The organism is Mesorhizobium amorphae, from assembly GCF_014843845.1.
Classification (GTDB): domain Bacteria; phylum Pseudomonadota; class Alphaproteobacteria; order Rhizobiales; family Rhizobiaceae; genus Mesorhizobium; species Mesorhizobium amorphae_A.
Map to the genome: position 1 here is coordinate 112,750 of NZ_JHQS01000013.1, position 18,298 is coordinate 131,047.

Consider the following 18,298-nt stretch of genomic DNA (forward strand, 5'->3'; position numbering starts at 1 on the left):
CCATACACTCTTGGTGCCTAAGCTGAATAGTGGCGGACCGTAAAGAAAATGGCATCTTGGAACATTCAAGACAATCAGCCGCTCATTGCCGTCTCGACGGACGTCCGCCAACTCTACAACTATCTCTGGCACGCGGCACCCCAACAGTATCTCGAGGCGGCGGTCGCCGCGGCCGGCGTATTTCCGCTGCTGGTCCCTTCCTTCGGCGATCGGCTTGACTTCGATCAACTCCTCGCCGCTGTCGACGGCGTGATGATCACGGGCTCCGGGTCGAACGTCCATCCCTCACTCTATGGCGGCGACGCGAGTGAAGCCAACGGCCCTTATGACCCTGCGCGCGATTCAACCACGCTACCTTTGATCCGCAAGGCAATCGATCATGGGGTTCCGCTGCTTGCCATCTGCCGCGGTATTCAGGAATTGAACGTCGCGCTCGGCGGCACGCTGGTGACCGAAATCCAGGATCGCCCCGGCTTGCTTGACCATCGGGCGCCGCAGAGCGATAGCCGGGACGAGCAGTTTGCCATCCGCCAGACTGTGACGATCAAGCCCGGTAGCTGCCTCGCGGGCGTGGTCGGCGCAGGCGAAATCAAGGTGAATTCCCTCCACCGCCAGGCGATTGACCGGCTGGGCTCGCGGCTTCAGGTCGAAGTGGTGGCCGAAGATGGAACCGTGGAAGCAGTGTCGGTGCGGAATTCTCGCACCCTCGCAGTCGGCGTCCAGTGGCATCCCGAATATTGGGTGGAGTCCGACGAAGCGTCCGAGCGTATCTTCCGCGCGTTCGGAGATGCGGTTCGGGCCCACGCGGCGGCGAGAACCGGCATGCGGCTCCCCGCCGGATGATTTGCCGGTGCTGTCACATTGATTTTGCGGAAAGGTAATCGACGCAGCAACGCAACCGTGACCGCGACTCGCATTGAGTCATAAGAACGACCGCCTATCCGATCGAGATGATCGCCCCGCGCTGGCTCTATTGTCGTTCGGCGTGGGCTTGCGCGACGTCGAGGAATGCTGCTTGTGCGCGGGATCGTCGTTTCCTACCAGACGATCCGTCGGTATGGCCGAAAGCGTGGCCTCGATTATGTCCGCCGCCTTCGCCGGAAGCAGCCATCAAAGGACGATGGCTGGCACCTCGATGAGGTCGCGGTCTACAACAAGGCCGGCAATGCTTGTTGTAGCGCGCCGTCCACCAAGGCGGCCCGGCGATTGCTGACCGGCTTCTGAAATGTCAATCGGACTTGAATCGGCCCTTTAGAGCCTTTCACGTTTTGACGGAAGCATACCCGGCGTTTGCGAAGTAGTTCTTGCATTCTGGATCGAATTGAGGTGGGGAGGTTAGGGCAGCAGATACCAGAGCCTTGCGCCGACAGCCTTGATCCTCTTCCTGACGGCGGCCGACTTATGACTTTCGAGACTGATGGTGTTGTCGAATCGCTTATGGGTCGTCAAGCATCTATTGCGCTGAGACAACGCTACCGGGTTCATGGTTGTCTTCGCGGTCGACAGGAGCCGCCGCATGATGGAGCTTCGCGGGAAGAGCCTTCAATGTGGATGACGCACTTTGCTGTATCAGCGGTGCAACCCCATCAACGGAATGGCTCGGCCCACGTCCCGGCATATGTGGACGGCTCCCTCCTTGCAAGATGTCGAGCGTTATTTTGATCGTATCGCTTGCGTGCATATGTCCGGCCTGTTGTCGCGCTCCCATATGAACGCTGGCCAAGATGGGCTCCGCGACGCGTGTTCCAAACAGGGACGCGACCTACGAAGGCCACTGCCGGGAACGGAGTATCGCGCGTCCTGGATCGATCGATCACGCCATCTGCTCTTTTCTTGCAAGTTCACGTATCAGATCAGCGCGGTAGCTTCATGAACAGCTCACCGTGACTGACTGATTCCTTATGCTGCACAAGCCAACGCCGCCGACACAGTATTTTTTCGATAGGCTTCGCCGGTCACCATCATTTTCCAGGCGGTGCGGGCGATTTTGTTGGCCAGTGCCACTGCGGCCAGTTTCGGCGACTTGCGCTTGAGCAGCTCAAGGAGCCAAGGTGAAGTATTCCTGCCGCGCCCCTCCCGCACCCGTCTAAGAAGTGAGGTGGCGCCCAGCACCAGCGTGCTTCGTAACACTTCATCGCCAGCGCGTGTGATGATGCCAAGCCGGTTCCTTCCGGCCGTGGAATGATCCTTGGGTGTCAGACCGATCCAGGCCGAGAAGTGTCGTCCGGATTTGAACAGCTCGGGGCCAGGCGTTTTCATCATCAGTAGTGACGCGCCAGACGGCGGCTGCACTCGTCAGCGCGATGCCAAGCCATCAATTTCGCCTCGATGCCATCCAATTCTTCTTGCAACTGCTGATATTCCCTGGCGTGGGCCGCGAAAAGATCGCGAGCGAGGGTCGGTAAGTCTCATCAGCCGCGATGCGATCGAGCAGAAGCTCCATCTTGCACATGCCTTTGGCGGCAGTCAGCCCAAACTCAGCCGCATAACCGCGGATTGAATTGGCAAGCTGTGTCTTATTGCTGACCAATCGATCGCGCATGCCGATCAGCATTAGCGATGCCCGTTGCTCTGCGCTCTTTGCGGTACAAAGCGCATCGTCGGACGGCTCATAGCCTCGCATAGGGCCTCAGCATCGGCTGCGTCGTTCTTGCCGCGCTTTACATATGGCTTTACCAATTGGGCTGCAATCAGCTTCACTTTGTGCCCGAACGTGCTCAGTAAAAGTGCCCAATGATGGGGCCGCCACAGGCTTCGATTGCAATTACTGTCGCGGGCAATTTCCTGAAAAACTCCAACATCTCTTTGCGGCGCAATTTCTTGCGCAGCACCGGTTGCTCAGCTGCGTTCACACCATGCAGCTGAAAGACATGCTTTGATGTATCCATACCTATGCGGATAATCTGGTCCACGGACGGCCTCCTTCATTTGAAATCCACGACGACCTCAAATTGGCACATTCGGTGCCGTTCGGGAGCCGTCCACTCCAACAGGGACGCCTCAGGCGTTCAGAATCTAAACGCTATCCGCGAGATTTCACGTGGCAGCTCCCGAATTCGGATCAAAGAACTCGCCTGTCTTAAGCATGGCATGATCACCGCCAGTTTGCGGGCCACGGCCACGGCGGATCGTTTGAATCCGATCCTCTCCCGGAGCTTGAGGCCCCATGTGCGCAGGCTGCTGTCGGTCGAGCTGCGCGTCAGAATGACCACCGCAGCTTCATATAGCAGCCGGCGCAAATGGCGGTCGCCACGTCGGGATATATGGCCGTCATAATCGACTTCTCCTGATTGGTAGCGGCGCGTCGTCAGGCCGACCCATACGCCAACAGACCGGGACTTCCTGAAGTTGTCCAGATCCTCGATAGCCGTAGATTGGCGCAACATTCGCATCCGTGGAGCCGAGCCTTGGGCGTCAGTTGGCCGCGAATGCGCGCCAGAGCCAGGCCTGCCGCATCCTCATGTCGATCTCCGGCCTCGGCGCTATCACCGCACCTCGTTCACTTTTATCATGCGCTATGCGCCGAGGGGGCGCCGGCGATCTGCATCGATGCGCGCCATGCCAAAGCGGCGCTCGATATGGCGCCGAACAAAACCGACGCGAACGATGCTGACGGTTTGGCGCATCTTGCTAAGGTGGGGTTCTATCGTGAGGTGCGTGTGAAGGGGTTCGACAGCATGCTGACCCGCACGCTTGCGGCGGGTGCGTAGCCGGCTGGTCCGTATCACCACCGAGCTTTCGAACCAGATCCGTGGCGTCATGAAAACGTTTGGCCCGCTCGTTCCCGCCGGAAAGGGAAGCACAAGGCGCGGAAGCATTGGGCGTTGATTGGACCATCGAAGACGCAAGGTTTAGCGAGTCGACCCCAGCGCAGCGCGCCGAGGAAGGTCGGCGTGCGCCAGTTGGCCGTGCGGAGCCAGGCCGCGCAGCCGCTTGCCCTTTGGAGCCTCGCAGCGGAGCCATACTGGTCCTAAATCCGTCTCGTCGATGAAGACCAGGCACTGCGGATCGAGTCCGGCCTGCCAGGATCGCCACCGCTTGCGCCTGCGTGCAATGCGCTAGATTGCTCGTGGGCGAGCAGCGTTTTTTTGAACCCCTCGCGTCATAGGAACAGCCACACAAGCGTTGTGGGAGACCTTTAGCCCGCGGCCAGCCAACTCATCCTTCAGCCATGAAGCGGCAGATGCGGCGTCTTCCGCATACGCGCCTCGATGAGAGCACGGTAGGCTCCAGCACCCTCTTGCGATGTCCACCCAGCTTGCCCGGCCCAACCGAGCCCGTCGCCCGATAGCGCTGCAACCACTTCACTAGCGTCGAGACCGGAATGCCGAACCGCTTAGCGGCCGACCGGCGGCTCTCACCACTTAAAACCGCCCCCACCACCCGCTCGCGAAGATCATTGGAAAGAGGTCGGGTCATCCGATGCTGGCCTCCACACCAGCCAGCAAGGTGAGATTCCTCCGGCCTACTCACCCCCCCTGGATCAAGACCGATATGGCGCCGATGCGGGGCTGGCGACCGCGAGGCAGCCGCCTGTAGCCTTGTACTGCTGTTGCACGACCCTGCGGAAGCCCGACTTGCCTGGCGGCCGAAATCGGGCACGTCGAGATCCTGCCCCGCCTCGATAATCGAGCGGGGATGGCGCGCGTCCGGGTGAAGAGGTCGAACAGCTTGTCGCCGTCGCCCCAGCGGATCGCCCGCTGGAGGGGAGGCGAGATCCTCCGAAAAACGCGCCAGCATTTCGAGGATCGCATCGCGGTTGTGCAGGCACACGTCGCGCCACATTGTGGGGTCGGAAGCGGCGAGGCGAGTAAAATCGCGGAAGCCGGAGGCCGAATATTTGATGACCTTGCTCCTTGTGATCGTCTCCAGGTCGTCCGCTGTGCCGACGAAGCTGTAGGCGATAATGTGCGGCAGGTGCGAGACGATCGCCAGAGTCGTGTCGTGGTGCTCCGGGTCCATCGTTTCGATGTTGGAGCCGCAGCGGCGCCAGAATTCTCCAGCGCAACGGGATCGGTGCCTTCCAGCGGCGTGAAGATGCACCAGCGGTTCTCGAACAGTTCGGCAAAACCCGCATCAGGGCCAGACTTCTCCGTGCCGGCCAGCGGATGGCCGGGGATGAAGTGTACGCCCTCAGGCACGAAGCGCTGCATCTGAGCGATCACGGAGGCCTTGGCGGAGCCTACATCGGTGAGGATAGCGCCCTTCTTAAGCGCCGGTGCAATCTCCTCAGCCACGGTGCCGGAGGCACCGACGGGCACTGAGACGATGACCGGTATCCTGCGCCGCAAAGGCATCGAGTAGGGGGGCATCGGGCGGTGGGGCTCGGCCTTTCATCCGCTTCGAGCATGCCGCTCCCAATGATCTGTGGCAGATGGACTTCAAGGGTCACGTCGCCTTGCATGCCGGCCGACTGCCATCCCGTGCTCGATGACCATTTGCGCTTCTCGGTCGCGCTGTCGGCCTGCGCCGACCAAACCACCGAAACCGTAAAGGCCCGGCTGATCGCCGCCTTCCGCCGCTACGGCCTGCCGTGGCGCATTGCCACCGACAATGGCCCGCCCTGGGGCGACGGCTGCCGCAACGACTTCACGCTCCGTCTGGCTGATCGAAACCGGCATTGCCGTCAGCCACTCCAGGCCGGGCAAGGACGAGCGCTTCCATCGTTCGCTCAAAGCCGAGGCGCTGCAGGGACCGCCCTTCGCCGATCTTGCCAAGGCCCAGGACGCATTCGACCAGTGGCGCCATGTCTACAATCCTGTTTCATAACACCCATCTGTCTATGTTGTTGAAGCGAATAGGTTTTGCTGATCAGGGTGCGATCCTGTGGGGTATTTTGGGTTCTGCCTCGCACGCCAAACAATGCTCTGAGCCACCGGTTCGCCGAGCCTTGATCGGCTGAGGATCCACGGGCCATCCGGCAGGGGATGAACACCTTCGATCTCGCCTGCTTGTGCGGCGAGCCTGAGCGTCTTCGGTGCAATGCCGAGCAAACGCGCCGCCTTGTTCAGATTAAGCCATGGCTCATTCCCGTCTGGCGCCGGCCGGAATACCGGAATCTTGTGATGCGACCTGAGCGCAGTGACCCGCTCCCATGTCCAGCGATTGCCGTGGCCGGTCACCAGGCCGTTCCGGTTGAGGATGCCGGCAATCAGGTCATCATTGGCGATGAGAACCAGTTGCCGGACGGCGGCCAGGATGTCGGCCGAAGTGCTGTTGCGCTGTCCGCGCCGCCTCCTCGGCAGGCGCAGTTCGGTATGGGACGCCGCCAATCCAATGGATCAGGAGAACGATCTCTGACGCTTCTTCATCGATATCGGCGACCACCTCCCGGATGACGGTACGAACGATGCGCTTCTTGAGCCTTGCATCCGTCGTCGGCGCCGACCAGACAGCCTTGAGATCGGCGGCGAGCGCGGTGACGTGTATTGGCGACAGAAGTGATGGCTCCGATGTCAAGCCATCATGCGCGGCAATCCTGCTCTCTATCTCGCCGACACGCGTGAGCGCCCGGTTCCATCGCAACTCCAGTTCCGCCGCGACCAGCCGGTTCTGCGGATCGATGGCGTCGTACTGCCGGAATGCCCGATCAGCACTGTAGCTTGCCGCCTCGAGATCGCGCACCAGCGCATCACGAACCTGATCGCGGCGACTGGCCCCTTGTGCTTCGGCCTCGACGGCCGCGGTAATCGCTCCCGGCTCGACAACCCGCAGAAGAGCTTCCTCGATGGCGTCGTCGACGCGCAATCCTCCGAATGCGATGCAGCGCGGCTCGCCATTGTCGAGCAAGCCCCGCCAACACGAATAGCGCGGAATGTTATGTTTGGTCCCTGTGTAACGGACCGTCAGCTTGCGTCCACAGCGCCGGCAGCGGACAAGGCCGGCGAGCAGAGCGTCGCCATGCTTGGGCGCTCCGTGATGCCGGCCCGTGGGCACGTTGTCGCTCACCATCTTGCGGATCGCCTCCGCCCGTTCCCAACTGACATAACCCTCATGGACATCCGGGATCAGAGCCAGCCACTCGGCTCGCGCCTTGCGGCGGCTCCTGGGTCGGATCACTCCCGCTGCATCATATCCTGTCGCGACACGACTCTTACCATAGGCGTAGGCGCCGCCGTAGATCGGGTTCTCGATCATCCGGTGGATGGTCGCATAATTTGGCCGACGCCAGACCACGTCACCGTTGTTGCGCTTGGCTGGCAAATCCAGCCCATGCTCGAGGAACCAGAGCAGGGCCTGCCGGGCGCTGCCGAGTTCGGCCACCTTGTCGAAGACGATGGTCCTGGACACGGCGATCGGGATCCTTCTCAAACCTGTCGCCGACCTTCACGAAGCCGACCGGGGCCGTGACAATGAGCTCGCCGCGCCGGGCCTTCTCGTAGCGTGCCGACAGGGAACGCTGACGCAGAAGATCGAGTTCGTACTCGTTGAGACTGCCCTTCAATCCCAGCAGCAGCTGGTCATTACCCTGACGCGGCGCATAGACCGTCTCCTGATCGACCAGCACGGTATCGACGACGCGGCACATCTCGATGAGCTGCTGCCAGTCACGGCTGTTGCGGGCGAAGCGCGATACTTCCCGCGCCGCGACCGCACCGACCTTGCCGAGGCAGACTTCGGCTACCATCCGGTCGAATCCGGCACGTGTGACGCCGCCGGCCGCCGAGCGACCGAGGTCTTCGTCGACCGTCTCGATGCGAGACCAGCCAAGCGCCGTCAGGCGATCGCGCATCGGATATTGCAGGGCGCTGCTCTCACGATTGTGGAGGACCTGATGGGCCGAGGATTGCCGAACATACAGGATCGCCTTGCGCTCCAGATGGTGCGGCCTGATCTTCTCAGACATCATGACGCGCCTCCTGTCGTTCCCGAGCGAGGTCGCCGTCGGCGTGGTCGAGGATCAGGCGGACCATCAGCTTCGTCAGCGTCCGGCGCGTCTCGGCGGGCAGCGTCTGCCATTGCGGCGTCCGCCGCGTCTCGACATCGTGCGCATTGGAGAACAGATCGAACTGATACGTGGTGAGCTGGCGCGGCATGGACATCTCCCCGATTCGCGTCGTGAGAGCCCAATGCTGCGCTCGAATCTCGCATTGCGATGGGGTGCCCGAAGCGGGTGTTACATCCTGCAGCAGCGTCGCCAAGGCGCGTAGCGCAGCAATATCGACATGGGGAGCGGCGCCAACCTGCCAAGGATGCCACGGGTAAAGAAGCTCGTGCTCCGCGATCCCGTGGGCGTTCTGTCGTCGTGTTGTACAATGCACAGCGCCCCCACGACGCGCTGGACGGCGCCGTGCCGCTCGACCGTTACCGCGCCTCGCAGCGCCAGTATCGCGAAACTGTCGAGCCGTTCGAAGACGCCAAGGACGATCTCATCCGCCGCGTTCAGCAGCATGGCTTCGTCTCCATCCTTGGCCGCTCCATGCGCTTGTGCAGAGCCTTCGCAGGAAAGTCCGTCGTCTTCCGTCCGGCGGCAACAGACGGCGTCTTCGACGCTTGGTTCAGACATCAGAAAATAGAAACCATCGACCTCAATGCCCTGGCGCGATAGCATGCAAAACTGTTCGCGATGTCCTCGCACACACCTGTTCGCGATGTTCCCGGTCCAAACACTGCGCAGGTGCGGGGAGGTGAGGGCCGGAGATTGTTCCTATTCGCCAAGGGTCGGAAATGGTGTGATCGACCAATCGATCAAGTCGACAGCACGCTCAAGTATCGCCTCTGTCTGAGCAACGCTGGGTGAAGCGGCGATGACATATCCGATGGAGTCTCGATAATCGCCTTTCCTGACGATCGGCGTCTTGGGTTTGATAAAAAATTTCACCTTGACGACAACTGGTACAGCAGCCGCACAACTGTCGCCGCCGATCCAATCGAGGATGCCATCGCGATCAGGAAGCAGGCAATGCGCGAATGTCTTCTATGCAAATTACGTTCGTCGCCGATGCTCGGTGACGAGATCGATACCGCAACCCGCTTGAAGCAGTCGAGTACCGCCAACAAGACGCGGATTGACTTCAATGACGACTGGACCACGCTTCGTCCACCGGAGCTCAAAGTTCGTTGGCCCCCAGCCAAGGCCGAGGGCTTGTAAACACCTCAGCGAAACATCGGCGACACGCCTATGCTCGTCATCAGTCAGCGGGCCCGGGAAGATGCCCCGACGGAAGACGAAATGCGGTGGGGGGCCGAAGTCAGCGGCGCTAATCCCAACGACCTCATTTCCCATTGGTTGATCCCTGACGGCTCGCCCTCGCGCCGGAGCAGGATGAACAGCCGTCGGTAGCCGAAGCGCCGGCGCTCGTTGGCCAGATCGTGCAGCCTGCCACGCAGCTCTGTCTCCGGCGGTCGACAAGAACGATACCGGATCATCTTGCGATCAGCGCCCACAAAGGAACAGGCCCGCCGCTCCGACAGGCCCATGACGGCCTGCAGATGCGCGACGGCTTCGCGCTTGGCGGCGGGCCCTACCATTTTTTTGACAGAAGCTCGCGCAGTGCCGACGCCTCGAGCATCTGGTCGGCGAGCAGCTTCTTCAGCTTCGCGTTTTCGTCTTCCAAGGCTTTCAGCCGTTTGGCATCGGAGTCGTCCATCCCGCCATACTTCGCCTTCCAGTTATACAGCGTCTCCTCCGATACCCCGTGCTTGCGGGCCTGATCGCCCGCCTTTGCACCCACCTCATGCTCGCGCAGAACCGCGATGATCTGCTCTTTCGTGAACCGCTTCCGCTTCATCTATCCGTCCTTCGTTCGAGGGCCGGACTCTAATCTCAGATGGAGCAAATTACCCGTGGCAGGTCAGTGGATCTGGAAGGTGGAACGTTCGCGGCGGGACGGGACAAAACGATTTCGCAGGCCGAATGATTTCGCAAGGCCGAGAAGATCGACACGAACCGTTGCAAACCGCCTGTGGATTCGAAGCTCCCGTAGCCGTTTTCGCAGCGGGAATTCTCTGCTCCATTGTTCAGGCCCTTGTGTGAGCGATGCTCGACTTGCGGCATCACCTGCGTCTTTGCCGCGCCAGCGCAATTTATCGGTGATCGTGCGCTTGGGCGCGCAGCCCTGCTTCTTCAGCAACCGGGTCAGCAGGCGCTTGGCAGCCTTGGCATTGCGGCGCAGTTGGACGATCTCGTCGAGCACATAGACGCAGCAGTAAGACTACTAGAACGGGTCGGTGCGCGCGGCATGGTGGTGTGCTAGGGGTCAGCATGCGGGAATGAACCGTCACGATCGATCGAGCTTACTCGAGTTGAGCCGATGAGGCGGCATGAAAAATTATCACGTGTTCGCGGGGTGCGGTGTCCTGGATGCCAGTTGCGCGATAGTTACCCAAGGCAAGGAGCGAAAATATGTGCGGCATCTGTGGATGGATTGATTTCGATCGCGACCTAGGAGGTCCCGACGCGCGAAGGGAGCTTGCCGACATGACGGCCACCATGGCCTACCGCGGTCCGGACGACGAGGGGACTTGGATCGACGGGACCGCGGCGCTGGGACACCGCCGCCTGGCGATCATCGACATCCAGGGCGGTCGCCAGCCGATGACGCTCCAGGACGGCGGCCGACCCGCGTTGGCGCTCGTCTACACGGGCGAGACTTACAACTACCGCGAGCTGCGTCAACGGCTCGCCGCCCTGGGCCACCGGTTCGACACGAGCAGTGACACCGAGGTGGTGCTGCACGCCCACCGCGAGTGGGGCCACCGCGACCCCCGCACCGCCGTGAGCGAACTCAACGGGATGTTCGCCTACGCACTCTGGGACGCCGCCAAGCGCGAACTGCTTCTCATACGCGACCGGCTCGGCATCAAGCCGCTTTACTACTACCCCACCGAGCACGGAGTGTTATTCGGCTCTGAGCCAAAGGCGATCCTCGCCAATAGTCTCGCGGAACGGGCCATGGACGCCAAGGGGCTTCGTCGCGCCCTATGCCCCATCGCCGACCCGTACAACACCGTGTTCCGCGGCATGCGTGAGGTACGGCCCGGCCACATCGTCCGCGTGACCCGCGACGGCATCCAGCAGATGAGCTACTGGCAGCTCACCGACAGCGGCCACACCGACGATGTGCCTACCACCGTTCGGCGCGTCCGCGAGTTGCTCGATGACACGATCCAGCGGCAGCTCATCGCCGACGTGCCGCTGTGCACGCTCTTGTCGGGTGGGCTTGATTCATCGGCCATGACTGCACTGGCCGCTCGCTTCAGCGACGAACGGATCCGGTCCTTCGCCCTCGACTTCGTTGACTACACCGACAACTTTACCCCCGGCCCGGGGCGGCCCACACCCGACGGGCCGTACGTGCAGGAGGTCGCGAAGTTCGTTGGTACGGACCACACGGACATTACGTTGTCGGCGGACGAACTCATGGACCCGAGCGTGCGGGCCGCCACCCTCCACGCCCGCGACCTACCGTTGACCTTGGGCAACCTTGATAGCTCGCTCTATCTGCTGTTCCGGGCGATCGGGCAACACTCGACGGTGGCCCTGTCCGGCGAGGCGGCCGACGAGCTTTTCGGCGGCTACTACTCGGTTTTCCACGATCCCGCGCACGTTCAGCGCGACACGTTTCCCTGGTACGAAGTCAGCGAATGTATCGCACTACAGTCCCTAGACCCCGGCCTCGTCGAGAAACTCGACCTCCCTGGTTATCTCGACGAGCAGTACCGCACGGCACTTGCTGAAGTACCCGCCCTGACCGGGCCGGCTTCGGCCGATCCGCACGAGCGTCGCATGCGTGAGGTCTGCTACCTCGTTCTCACGCGTTACCTGCCGACTCTGCTCGACCGCAAGGATCGGCTGAGCATGGCTTTGGGTCTCGAGGTGCGGGTCCCCTACTGCGACCACCGCCTCGTTGAGTACGTGTTCGGCACCCCATGGGCCCACAAGACTTTCGACAGGCGCGAGAAGAGCCTGCTGCGGGCCGCCACCGCGGACCTGCTGCCGCAGTCGGTGGTGCAGCGAGTCAAGAGCGGGTATCCGGCTATTCAGGATTCGACCTACGACACAATGCTGCGCAACCGGTTCACCGCGCTGCTGAATGACCGCAATGCGGCAGTGGCACCGCTGCTGTCCGTCGACGGCTCTCGAGCGTTGCTCAATGCGACCGACGACCTCATGGGGGTGGAGCATATCCTGATCCTCCAGGATTTCCTGACCGATTACAACGTGAGCCTCGCGGTCTGAGACGGCGGAAGACGCATAAGGATAGCAAAGGAGGCCCGGGCGCCCGCAGCGTCCTTGTCGGAACCTATGGCGTAACCATACGGCGTGGGCCGCGGCAGGCGCCGTTTTCCGTGTTAGACTGCTTGCATGGAGATGGACACCGACAAGATCGATGATGCCGTTCTGGGCTTGCTTTGGCCAACTCGCAGTTGTTGCGCCATCGATCAGACCCGCGGCAGCAACGTCGCCAACAGCTCGGTCGCCCAGAGCGCCGCGACGCCGTGGAGGATGAAGCAGCACATGAGCATCAATCCGGCGTTAGGGGAGACAACAAACGCACAAACGGTCACCTGCGACAGCTGCTCATCCGTTGCCACTTTTTGGTTTTAATACTGCCGCATCCGCATCCGGTGCGCGATCCCAGTCCGTTTTGAAGATCACGGATGAGCGTTTCGGCGGATGAGATTGCCGCCCATAGCGACAAGGATCATGGCTGGGAGACGTCGATGCGCTTCTCGTAGTCGCGCACGAGGCAAAGGTCCGCTCGACGACCCAGCGGCGGGGCAAGACTTCGAAGCCCTTCTGGTCGTCGGATCGACGGATGATGTCGACCACGAAGTCGAGATAGGTGGCTTTGTCCATGAGCTTCAGCCGGTCATAGGCGCCGTCGGCGAACAGATGCTTGACCCAAGGCCAGCGCTTGCGGATACCATCCAGGATCGCCTGAGCGCCGGCACTGTCGGAGATATCGGCGGTGGTGAGATTGACCATCAACAGCCGTCCATCCGTATCGAAGGCAATGTGTCGCTTGCGGCCGACGATCTTCTTGCCGGCGTCGTAACCCCTTGTTTCAGCTTGCGGAGCCTTGACCGACTGGCTGTCGATCACGCCAGCCCTGGGACTGGCCTCGCGCCCAGCTCGCTCGCGATCCAGCATCAGCGCCACGTCGTGGATAGCCTGAAACAGAAAGCGCCGCGCCAATTCGCGGAACCAGCCGTAGACCGTCTGCCAGGGTCCGAAATGGATCGGCAGCATCCGCCAACCGCAACCGGAGCGGACCAGGTAGCGCACCGCGTTGACCACCTCCCGGAAATCAACCTCGCGGGAATCGCCCGAGCCTTCTCCAGGGTCCACCTCCCGGCGTCAGGGGATTAAGCCTGTGGCGTTGTCTGCGTCGACCTCGTTGCGTGCATGTCCATGCTGTTCCTCCGGTTCTGGCTTTGCGGGGTCATTGCTGTCTGATTGACGACAAACGGAAAGGACATTTGACCCGCTCTCGTTCGTCCTCAGGCGGTCATGAGCCTCGATAGTCGAGGCCGATATCCAGTATCGGCGCGCTGTGGGTCAGTCGACCGATGGAAATCAGATCAACGCCGGTCGCGGCAATCGCTCGCGCCGTATCGGATGTGATCCTGCCCGAAGCCTCGGTGATTGCTCGACCGCCAACGATTGCGACGGCGCAGCGGAGATCGTCGAGGGACATGTTGTCGAGTAGGACCGCATCGGGAGAAAAGCCAAGTACCTCCTCCAACTGGGCCAGCGTATCGACTTCGACTTCGATCTTGACCAGATACCGGCCCCGCTTCTTGCCCGCTCGAGCGCGAGGCGAACGCCGCCGGCGATGGCGATGTGGTTGTCCTTGATCAGAATGGCGTCGTCGAGGCCGAAGCGGTGATTGGATCCGCCACCGGCGCGCACCGCGTACTTTTCGACTGCCCGCAAACCGGGCGTCGTCTTGCGGGTGCAGACGATCTTGGCGCCATGTCCGCGAACCGCAGCGGCGATCGATGCGTTGCCGTAGCGATGCCGCTCAGATAACAAAGAAAATTGAGTGCCGTCCGTTCGGCTGTAAGAATGGCCCGGGCCGGGCCAACCACGGATGCAATGACCTCTCCATGCGTGACATTATTGCCGTCTGCCCGCTCCACCGAGATTTCGACGTCAGGATCGATCAGGCGGAAAGCGAGCATCGCCAGATCGAGGGCGGGGGTTCCCGCCACGCTTTCAGCGACCCAGCGTGCGCACACGACGGCCTCGGTCAACGAGTTGCTGGCGAGCCTATTGGCGCCAAGCTTCAAGCAGTTCACCGCGAATGTGAAGACCGCCAGCCCTTGCTTCTTCATTTTCGGCCAATCGCTCGCCGCGAATGACGACCACATCCTTAACCGCATAGCACGTGGCAAGTTTCGCAAGCTCTATGTTGGCATCTATGGTGAGCCAACATCCGCGGATAACCAGCGGATCATGAACCGAGCGAACGAGCTAGCGGCGCAGCGCAATGAAAAATCGGCACTTGATGTCGTCTTTTACGATGCTGCTACAGCTCATGTCTGGGGGGTAGGCTTCGAAGCGGAATGACTGGCCAATCAGGTCATCGAGCCGGAAGCTGACGGGCCAGTAACGGCCCAAAATCGAACCTTCAATGCCGCGATGCAGATCGCCGTCCGTTGGCGCGAAGCTGACTTCTGCGCCGTCGGAAAGCAAAGTCGTTTTCGGGTTCGATGTTCGTCTTTTGCGCTTCGAAAGTCGCATAATTGGCAGTGTCGAATACAGGTCTGAAACCATCGGGTTCGAACCGACGGTGTGCTTCAATGCCTCACCTTTGGCGTCGTCAGATGACAACCCCGGAAGCCATATTCACGAATCCTCCGGCCCAGGCAAGCAACTGGATGGCTTTCGGGTTTTTATGCTTACCGGGCGGCGCTCGGGCAGCCAAACGACCCAACGAGATTGCAAATCCACCCGCAGACGGCTGGGGGTGGGGTCGGAACAAGAGCAGTGCGAAATCGATGGGATGGAAGGCTCCCGCTCCGCCGGAGCTAGGTTGGCATCGGCTAGGATGGACAAACCGGGAGCGTTCGAATGGAAGAGATTTCTACCGTTGGCATCGACCTTGCGAAGTGGGTGTTTCAGATTCACGCGATTGATGGCGCAGGCAAGGTCGTTATCCGGCGCCAGTTGCGACGCCAGCAGATGTTGAAGTTCTTTGAGCAACTGGCACCTTGCCGGATTGGGATGGAAGCATGCGGGACTGCCCACTATTGGGCGCGCGAACTTTCGGCATTTGGGCACGACGTGCGGCTTATGCCGCCGGCCTATGTAAAACCCTATGTCAAGCGACAGAAGAACGATGCCGCGGACGCAGAGACGATCTGTGAGGCAGTGATGCGCCCGACGATGCGCTTCGTGCCGATAAAATCGGTCGAACAGCAATCAGCGGCTATGCTGCATCGCTCACGAGCTCTGCTCGTCAAGCAGCGGACGATGCTCCTGCATTCGATCCGCGCACATCTCTCCGAGCTCGGCATTGCCACTGGGGCCGGGATCAGCCAGATGACCCGTGTCATCCGGGAACTCGCACAAGGCGAGCGCACCGACCTCCCTGAGCTTGCCCGGTTCGTGCTTGAAGCGTTGGCCAGGTTGGTGTGCGATCTCGCGCAGAGACTTCAGGCGATCGAAAAGAAACTGGTCTCCTGGCATTACCGAAACGATCTGTCGAACCGACTGGAGACCATTTCTGGAGTGGGCTTTGTCACGGCATCAGCGCTCGCTTCTATCGTTCCTGACCCAGAGGTTTTCAGATCAGGGAGACATTTCGCCGCCTGGCTTGGCTTGGTGCCGCGACAAAATTCTTCTGGAGGCAAGACGCGCCTCGGTCGTATCAGCAAGCAAGGAAATCGACACATCCGGCAACTGCTCATTCTTGGTGCAACATCGGTGCTGCGATATGTTCGCCGTGACGGAGACGGCGGGTCGAGCTGGATCGGCGGCTTGTTGCGGCGCCGGCCGCCAAAGGTTGTCGCCGTCGCTCTTGCCAACAAGATGGCTCGTATCGCATGGTCGATCATGAGGCGTGGCGGTGAGTATGAGGAAATCAACGAACTGAGAACGGCCCAGCAAATCAGCAGCTGAGCCCGTTCAAAGTATGAGGCGAAAGAGGTAAGTGAAGGCAGCAACTCGAACCCGAGGGATCAGCCGAACCCGTTTAGCGTAGCGGACGTTAAAGTCCGTCTATTCTAATCGATTGGGGGCATGATCCTGGCGGAACCCTTCAAGGCCAGCAGTCGAACCAATGGCTGCAACTGCATGACCGACGTCAAATCCAACCACGATATCGTCCGCGTAACGCACGATGATCATGTCGCCGGAGGCCTCGCGTAGTCGCCAACGATCGGCCCAAAGATCGAAGACGTAGTGCAGGTAGATATTGGCAAGCAGCGGCGAAATCACCGAACCCTGCCCGGTTCCCCTTTCACTAACTGTGACGATCCCCTCTTCCAGAACACCCGCCCTGAGCCATTTGCGGATCAGGCGGTCGGCGTCTGGAATGTAGCTCACCTTCCGCGTTTCGATCCCGACAAACAGGGCGTCCAGCGCATCGTGCTAGCCGCGCTCCGGTCGGAACCCATAGATAGATTTGGTTCAGCACCGCCGCCGTCGCCCTCTAGACGATCTTGTCTTCAAGGGCGGCAATCGCGAGCGGCCGCTGCCGACCGTCTGGCTTCGGTATATACGTGCGCCGTGACGGTAGGGCACGATACGCTCCCCGTTGAACCCGATCGTGCAGGTCCGCGATCCTTTGATCGAGGTCTACCTCGTAGGTTCGCCACGTTTGTCCGTCCACGCCGGGGGCCGCGTTACGCTCGAGTGCGTAGAACGCCGTCCTCAGTATCTCTGGATTGATGTGGTGGAAGAGCGCGGTGCACTTCTCCTTCTTCCTTTGCCTAGCGGCTTGCCGTATGCGGTCCAGCGCATGGGACACACTTTCCCGGTCCTGTGTCCGGCGCGTGCTTTGCTGATCCGCATTTCCCTTGGTTCCTGCCCTTGGCTCCCCTTCCTCCGCCATCGGTATTCCCGACTTTGTTCGCAAGGTTCGTAGCTACTATGGCAGGATCTGGCTCCTCGAGATCGTTCATCACCGGCTTCGGCTCCTCGCCTTCCCGATGCGGACCAGCCATGGTATCCCACTCTGGCCAATCCCGAGGCCCCCCGGTTCCCGCGCAAGGAGCGTCCGTGCATGCCAGGTCTCAGACCACGTCGGGTTGAGCCGGCACTCGCGCTGTCGCGCCGGCTCATATTGCCTTCCGCACACAAGACGAACGTCGGCACCCGAGAAGCGTCAATTTCGTGGTTCAATGGCTGGCCTACGCGCTCCCCTGTCAACGCTTCACGGGCGGCCTCCCGACCGACCGCGCATGACTCGGGGCCAATGTGGATCGCTACTCCTTCATCGTGATGGACTTTCACCATCTACTCCTTGCCGGTTTGTACCGGCGCACCTTGTTCTGACCCCTTGAAGGCGAGCGCTCGTTCGTCTGGTCACAGCGACGTAAGATCGAGCTCGGCAGCCCGGTTGGTCTCGAAGAATTTCAGCATGCGATCGCGAAAGAGGACCGCATGTTCCTTGGCCAGGCAGTCGGCTTGCTCGGCGTCGCGTCGGCGGATCGCGTCTACCATGCGGCGATGGTGTTGCCGCACGGTCTCGTGATAGCGTCCGTCCGGCGGGTCGCCGCGGTCGGTGGTTAAGGCCATGCGCGCCAGGCGAATAGTCTGTGTAGCGATGATCCGGTAGTGCTCCTCGACAAACCGATTGCCGCAGGCGCAGGCGATGGCCGCGTGGAAATCGCTGTTGGCGCTTGCCATCGCGTTGTAGTCGCCGGCATGCGAAGCCTCCTCGAATAGGAGGCAAGCGGCGTCGATCGCCACAAGGTCGCTCGCAGTGCATCGCACGGCGGCCCAGCGATTGATCGCCCGCTCGCATAGCTCACGTGCCTCGAGCAACGACGGAACCTCCGAAACCTCGAGGGGCGCAACACGCGCACCGCGGTTCGGCACGATCTGGACCAGCCCTTCCGAGGCGAGCTTGATGAGCGCCTCTCGTACTGGCGTTCGCGAGATGCCATAGCGCGCAACCAACCCTTGTTCCTCGATATCGGCACCGGGCGGGAGCTCAGCGCTTAGAATCTGGCCACGCAGCGCTTCGAAAATTGTCCGGCTCCCCGACCCCTTGGGCTTGCCGCGCGGGTTGGTGTTTGCCGCCAGGGACGATCGGTTGACCACGCGGACATTGGTACGTTTCACTTCGGAGTTCCTGACTGGCATAGCCAACCTCCGTTTCGGACCTTGGCCTCAAATAAC

General features: G+C 61.1%; 13 protein-coding genes and 12 pseudogenes. 9 read left to right on the plus strand and 16 right to left on the minus strand.

The genetic code is table 11. The annotated features are described in order from the left end of the window. Positions 1–48: 48 nt before the first annotated feature. The gene (locus tag DH08_RS07030) at positions 49–843 is read left to right on the plus strand and encodes a gamma-glutamyl-gamma-aminobutyrate hydrolase family protein (RefSeq protein ID WP_192178631.1); all 795 of its coding nucleotides are present in this window, start codon (positions 49–51) and stop codon (positions 841–843) included. Positions 844–950: 107 nt separating this feature from the next. Continuing rightward, a pseudogene (locus DH08_RS07035) lies at positions 951–1,149 on the plus strand (IS6 family transposase); the annotation flags it as partial. Positions 1,150–1,899: 750 nt separating this feature from the next. Here DH08_RS07035 and DH08_RS07040 read toward each other — a convergent pair. Both DH08_RS07040 and DH08_RS07045 read right to left on the minus strand, forming a co-directional pair. Continuing rightward, positions 1,900–2,912 (minus strand): annotated as a pseudogene (locus tag DH08_RS07040) (IS110 family RNA-guided transposase). Between the two features lie 96 nt (positions 2,913–3,008). Continuing rightward, positions 3,009–3,371: pseudogene (locus DH08_RS07045) on the minus strand (transposase); the annotation flags it as partial. A 117-nt stretch (positions 3,372–3,488) separates the two neighbouring features. On the opposite strand from DH08_RS07045, the pseudogene DH08_RS07050 reads away from it, so the two are divergent. Further along, a pseudogene (locus DH08_RS07050) lies at positions 3,489–3,825 on the plus strand (IS110 family transposase); the annotation flags it as partial. Here the strand turns inward: DH08_RS07050 and DH08_RS07055 are convergent. Next, a pseudogene (locus tag DH08_RS07055) lies at positions 3,806–4,419 on the minus strand (helix-turn-helix domain-containing protein); the annotation flags it as partial. The pseudogenes DH08_RS07050 and DH08_RS07055 overlap by 20 nt on opposite strands. 156 nt (positions 4,420–4,575) lie before the next feature. After that, positions 4,576–5,273: pseudogene (locus DH08_RS07060) on the minus strand (prephenate/arogenate dehydrogenase family protein); the annotation flags it as partial. Positions 5,274–5,323: 50 nt separating this feature from the next. Between DH08_RS07060 and DH08_RS36110 the strand changes: the two are divergent. Beyond that, positions 5,324–5,757, plus strand: a pseudogene (locus tag DH08_RS36110) (DDE-type integrase/transposase/recombinase); the annotation flags it as partial. Positions 5,758–5,780: 23 nt separating this feature from the next. Here the strand turns inward: DH08_RS36110 and DH08_RS36115 are convergent. From DH08_RS36115 to DH08_RS07075, 4 genes are read right to left on the minus strand one after another with little or no spacing between them, the layout of a single operon-like run. Further along, positions 5,781–6,272, minus strand: coding sequence for a hypothetical protein (locus tag DH08_RS36115; protein WP_246800723.1), 492 nt, complete (start codon positions 6,270–6,272; stop codon positions 5,781–5,783). After that, on the minus strand, positions 6,160–7,263 hold the full coding sequence (locus DH08_RS36120) for a recombinase family protein (protein ID WP_345892360.1): 1,104 nt from the start codon (positions 7,261–7,263) through the stop codon (positions 6,160–6,162). Before DH08_RS36120 ends, DH08_RS36115 begins: the two co-directional genes overlap by 113 nt. Further along, a complete protein-coding gene (locus tag DH08_RS36125) occupies positions 7,178–7,849 on the minus strand; it encodes a recombinase family protein (RefSeq protein WP_246800713.1) in 672 nt (223 codons plus the stop codon). Before DH08_RS36125 ends, DH08_RS36120 begins: the two co-directional genes overlap by 86 nt. Further along, a complete protein-coding gene (locus DH08_RS07075; RefSeq protein WP_192178637.1) occupies positions 7,839–8,036 on the minus strand; it encodes a hypothetical protein in 198 nt (65 codons plus the stop codon). Before DH08_RS07075 ends, DH08_RS36125 begins: the two co-directional genes overlap by 11 nt. Positions 8,037–8,245: 209 nt before the next feature. Here DH08_RS07075 and DH08_RS07080 point away from each other — a divergent pair, with 209 nt between their 5' ends. Next, on the plus strand, positions 8,246–8,548 hold the full coding sequence (locus DH08_RS07080; RefSeq protein WP_192178639.1) for a hypothetical protein: 303 nt from the start codon (positions 8,246–8,248) through the stop codon (positions 8,546–8,548). Positions 8,549–8,647: 99 nt separating this feature from the next. On the opposite strand, the pseudogene DH08_RS07085 reads toward DH08_RS07080, so the two are convergent. The 3 pseudogenes from DH08_RS07085 to DH08_RS07095 all read right to left on the minus strand — a co-directional run. Next, positions 8,648–9,226: pseudogene (locus DH08_RS07085) on the minus strand (ATP-grasp domain-containing protein); the annotation flags it as partial. Further along, positions 9,226–9,731: pseudogene (locus tag DH08_RS07090) on the minus strand (transposase); the annotation flags it as partial. The pseudogenes DH08_RS07085 and DH08_RS07090, both read right to left, overlap by 1 nt. 35 nt (positions 9,732–9,766) lie before the next feature. After that, positions 9,767–10,139, minus strand: a pseudogene (locus DH08_RS07095) (DDE-type integrase/transposase/recombinase); the annotation flags it as partial. A gap of 206 nt (positions 10,140–10,345) precedes the next feature. Here DH08_RS07095 and asnB point away from each other — a divergent pair. Further along, positions 10,346–12,181, plus strand: coding sequence for an asparagine synthase (glutamine-hydrolyzing) (gene asnB / locus DH08_RS07100; protein WP_192178641.1), 1,836 nt, complete (start codon positions 10,346–10,348; stop codon positions 12,179–12,181). Positions 12,182–12,307: 126 nt separating this feature from the next. Then, on the plus strand, positions 12,308–12,550 hold the full coding sequence (locus DH08_RS07105) for a hypothetical protein (protein WP_192178643.1): 243 nt from the start codon (positions 12,308–12,310) through the stop codon (positions 12,548–12,550). 47 nt (positions 12,551–12,597) lie between these two features. Here DH08_RS07105 and DH08_RS07110 read toward each other — a convergent pair. After that, positions 12,598–13,319 (minus strand): annotated as a pseudogene (locus DH08_RS07110) (IS5 family transposase); the annotation flags it as partial. Positions 13,320–13,454: 135 nt separating this feature from the next. Next, positions 13,455–14,283, minus strand: a pseudogene (nadC, locus tag DH08_RS07115) (carboxylating nicotinate-nucleotide diphosphorylase). Between nadC and DH08_RS37335 the strand changes: the two are divergent. Continuing rightward, positions 14,255–14,518 carry a DUF4917 family protein gene (locus tag DH08_RS37335; RefSeq protein ID WP_428338289.1) on the plus strand — a complete coding sequence of 88 codons (264 nt, stop codon included), beginning with the start codon at positions 14,255–14,257 and terminating at the stop codon, positions 14,516–14,518. The pseudogene nadC and the gene DH08_RS37335 sit on opposite strands and share 29 nt — an antisense overlap. On the opposite strand, the gene DH08_RS07125 is transcribed toward DH08_RS37335, so the two are convergent. Further along, complete coding sequence (locus DH08_RS07125; RefSeq protein WP_192178671.1) at positions 14,423–14,752, minus strand: hypothetical protein; 330 nt, start codon at positions 14,750–14,752, stop codon at positions 14,423–14,425. The two genes, DH08_RS37335 and DH08_RS07125, sit on opposite strands and share 96 nt — an antisense overlap. A gap of 270 nt (positions 14,753–15,022) precedes the next feature. Here DH08_RS07125 and DH08_RS07130 point away from each other — a divergent pair, with 270 nt between their 5' ends. Next, positions 15,023–16,072: an IS110 family RNA-guided transposase gene (locus tag DH08_RS07130; RefSeq protein WP_192178647.1), complete on the plus strand. Its 1,050-nt coding sequence runs from the start codon at positions 15,023–15,025 to the stop codon at positions 16,070–16,072. A gap of 99 nt (positions 16,073–16,171) precedes the next feature. Here DH08_RS07130 and DH08_RS37105 read toward each other — a convergent pair whose 3' ends face one another. After that, complete coding sequence (locus tag DH08_RS37105) at positions 16,172–16,498, minus strand: reverse transcriptase domain-containing protein (protein ID WP_345892361.1); 327 nt, start codon at positions 16,496–16,498, stop codon at positions 16,172–16,174. A gap of 981 nt (positions 16,499–17,479) precedes the next feature. Continuing rightward, the gene (locus DH08_RS07140) at positions 17,480–18,241 is read right to left on the minus strand and encodes an FCD domain-containing protein (RefSeq protein ID WP_192178649.1); all 762 of its coding nucleotides are present in this window, start codon (positions 18,239–18,241) and stop codon (positions 17,480–17,482) included. Positions 18,242–18,298 lie beyond the last annotated feature (57 nt).

Excerpts from the sequence above, each read along its gene's own strand:
- DH08_RS07030 (WP_192178631.1), top strand. The coding sequence starts at position 49 with ATGGCATCTTGGAACATTCAAGACAATCAGCCGCTCATTGCCGTCTCG.
- DH08_RS36125 (WP_246800713.1), bottom strand. The coding sequence starts at position 7,849 with ATGATGTCTGAGAAGATCAGGCCGCACCATCTGGAGCGCAAGGCGATC.
- DH08_RS07075 (WP_192178637.1), bottom strand. The coding sequence starts at position 8,036 with ATGCCGCGCCAGCTCACCACGTATCAGTTCGATCTGTTCTCCAATGCG.
- asnB (WP_192178641.1), top strand. The coding sequence starts at position 10,346 with ATGTGCGGCATCTGTGGATGGATTGATTTCGATCGCGACCTAGGAGGT.
- DH08_RS07105 (WP_192178643.1), top strand. The coding sequence starts at position 12,308 with ATGGAGATGGACACCGACAAGATCGATGATGCCGTTCTGGGCTTGCTT.
- DH08_RS07130 (WP_192178647.1), top strand. The coding sequence starts at position 15,023 with ATGGAAGAGATTTCTACCGTTGGCATCGACCTTGCGAAGTGGGTGTTT.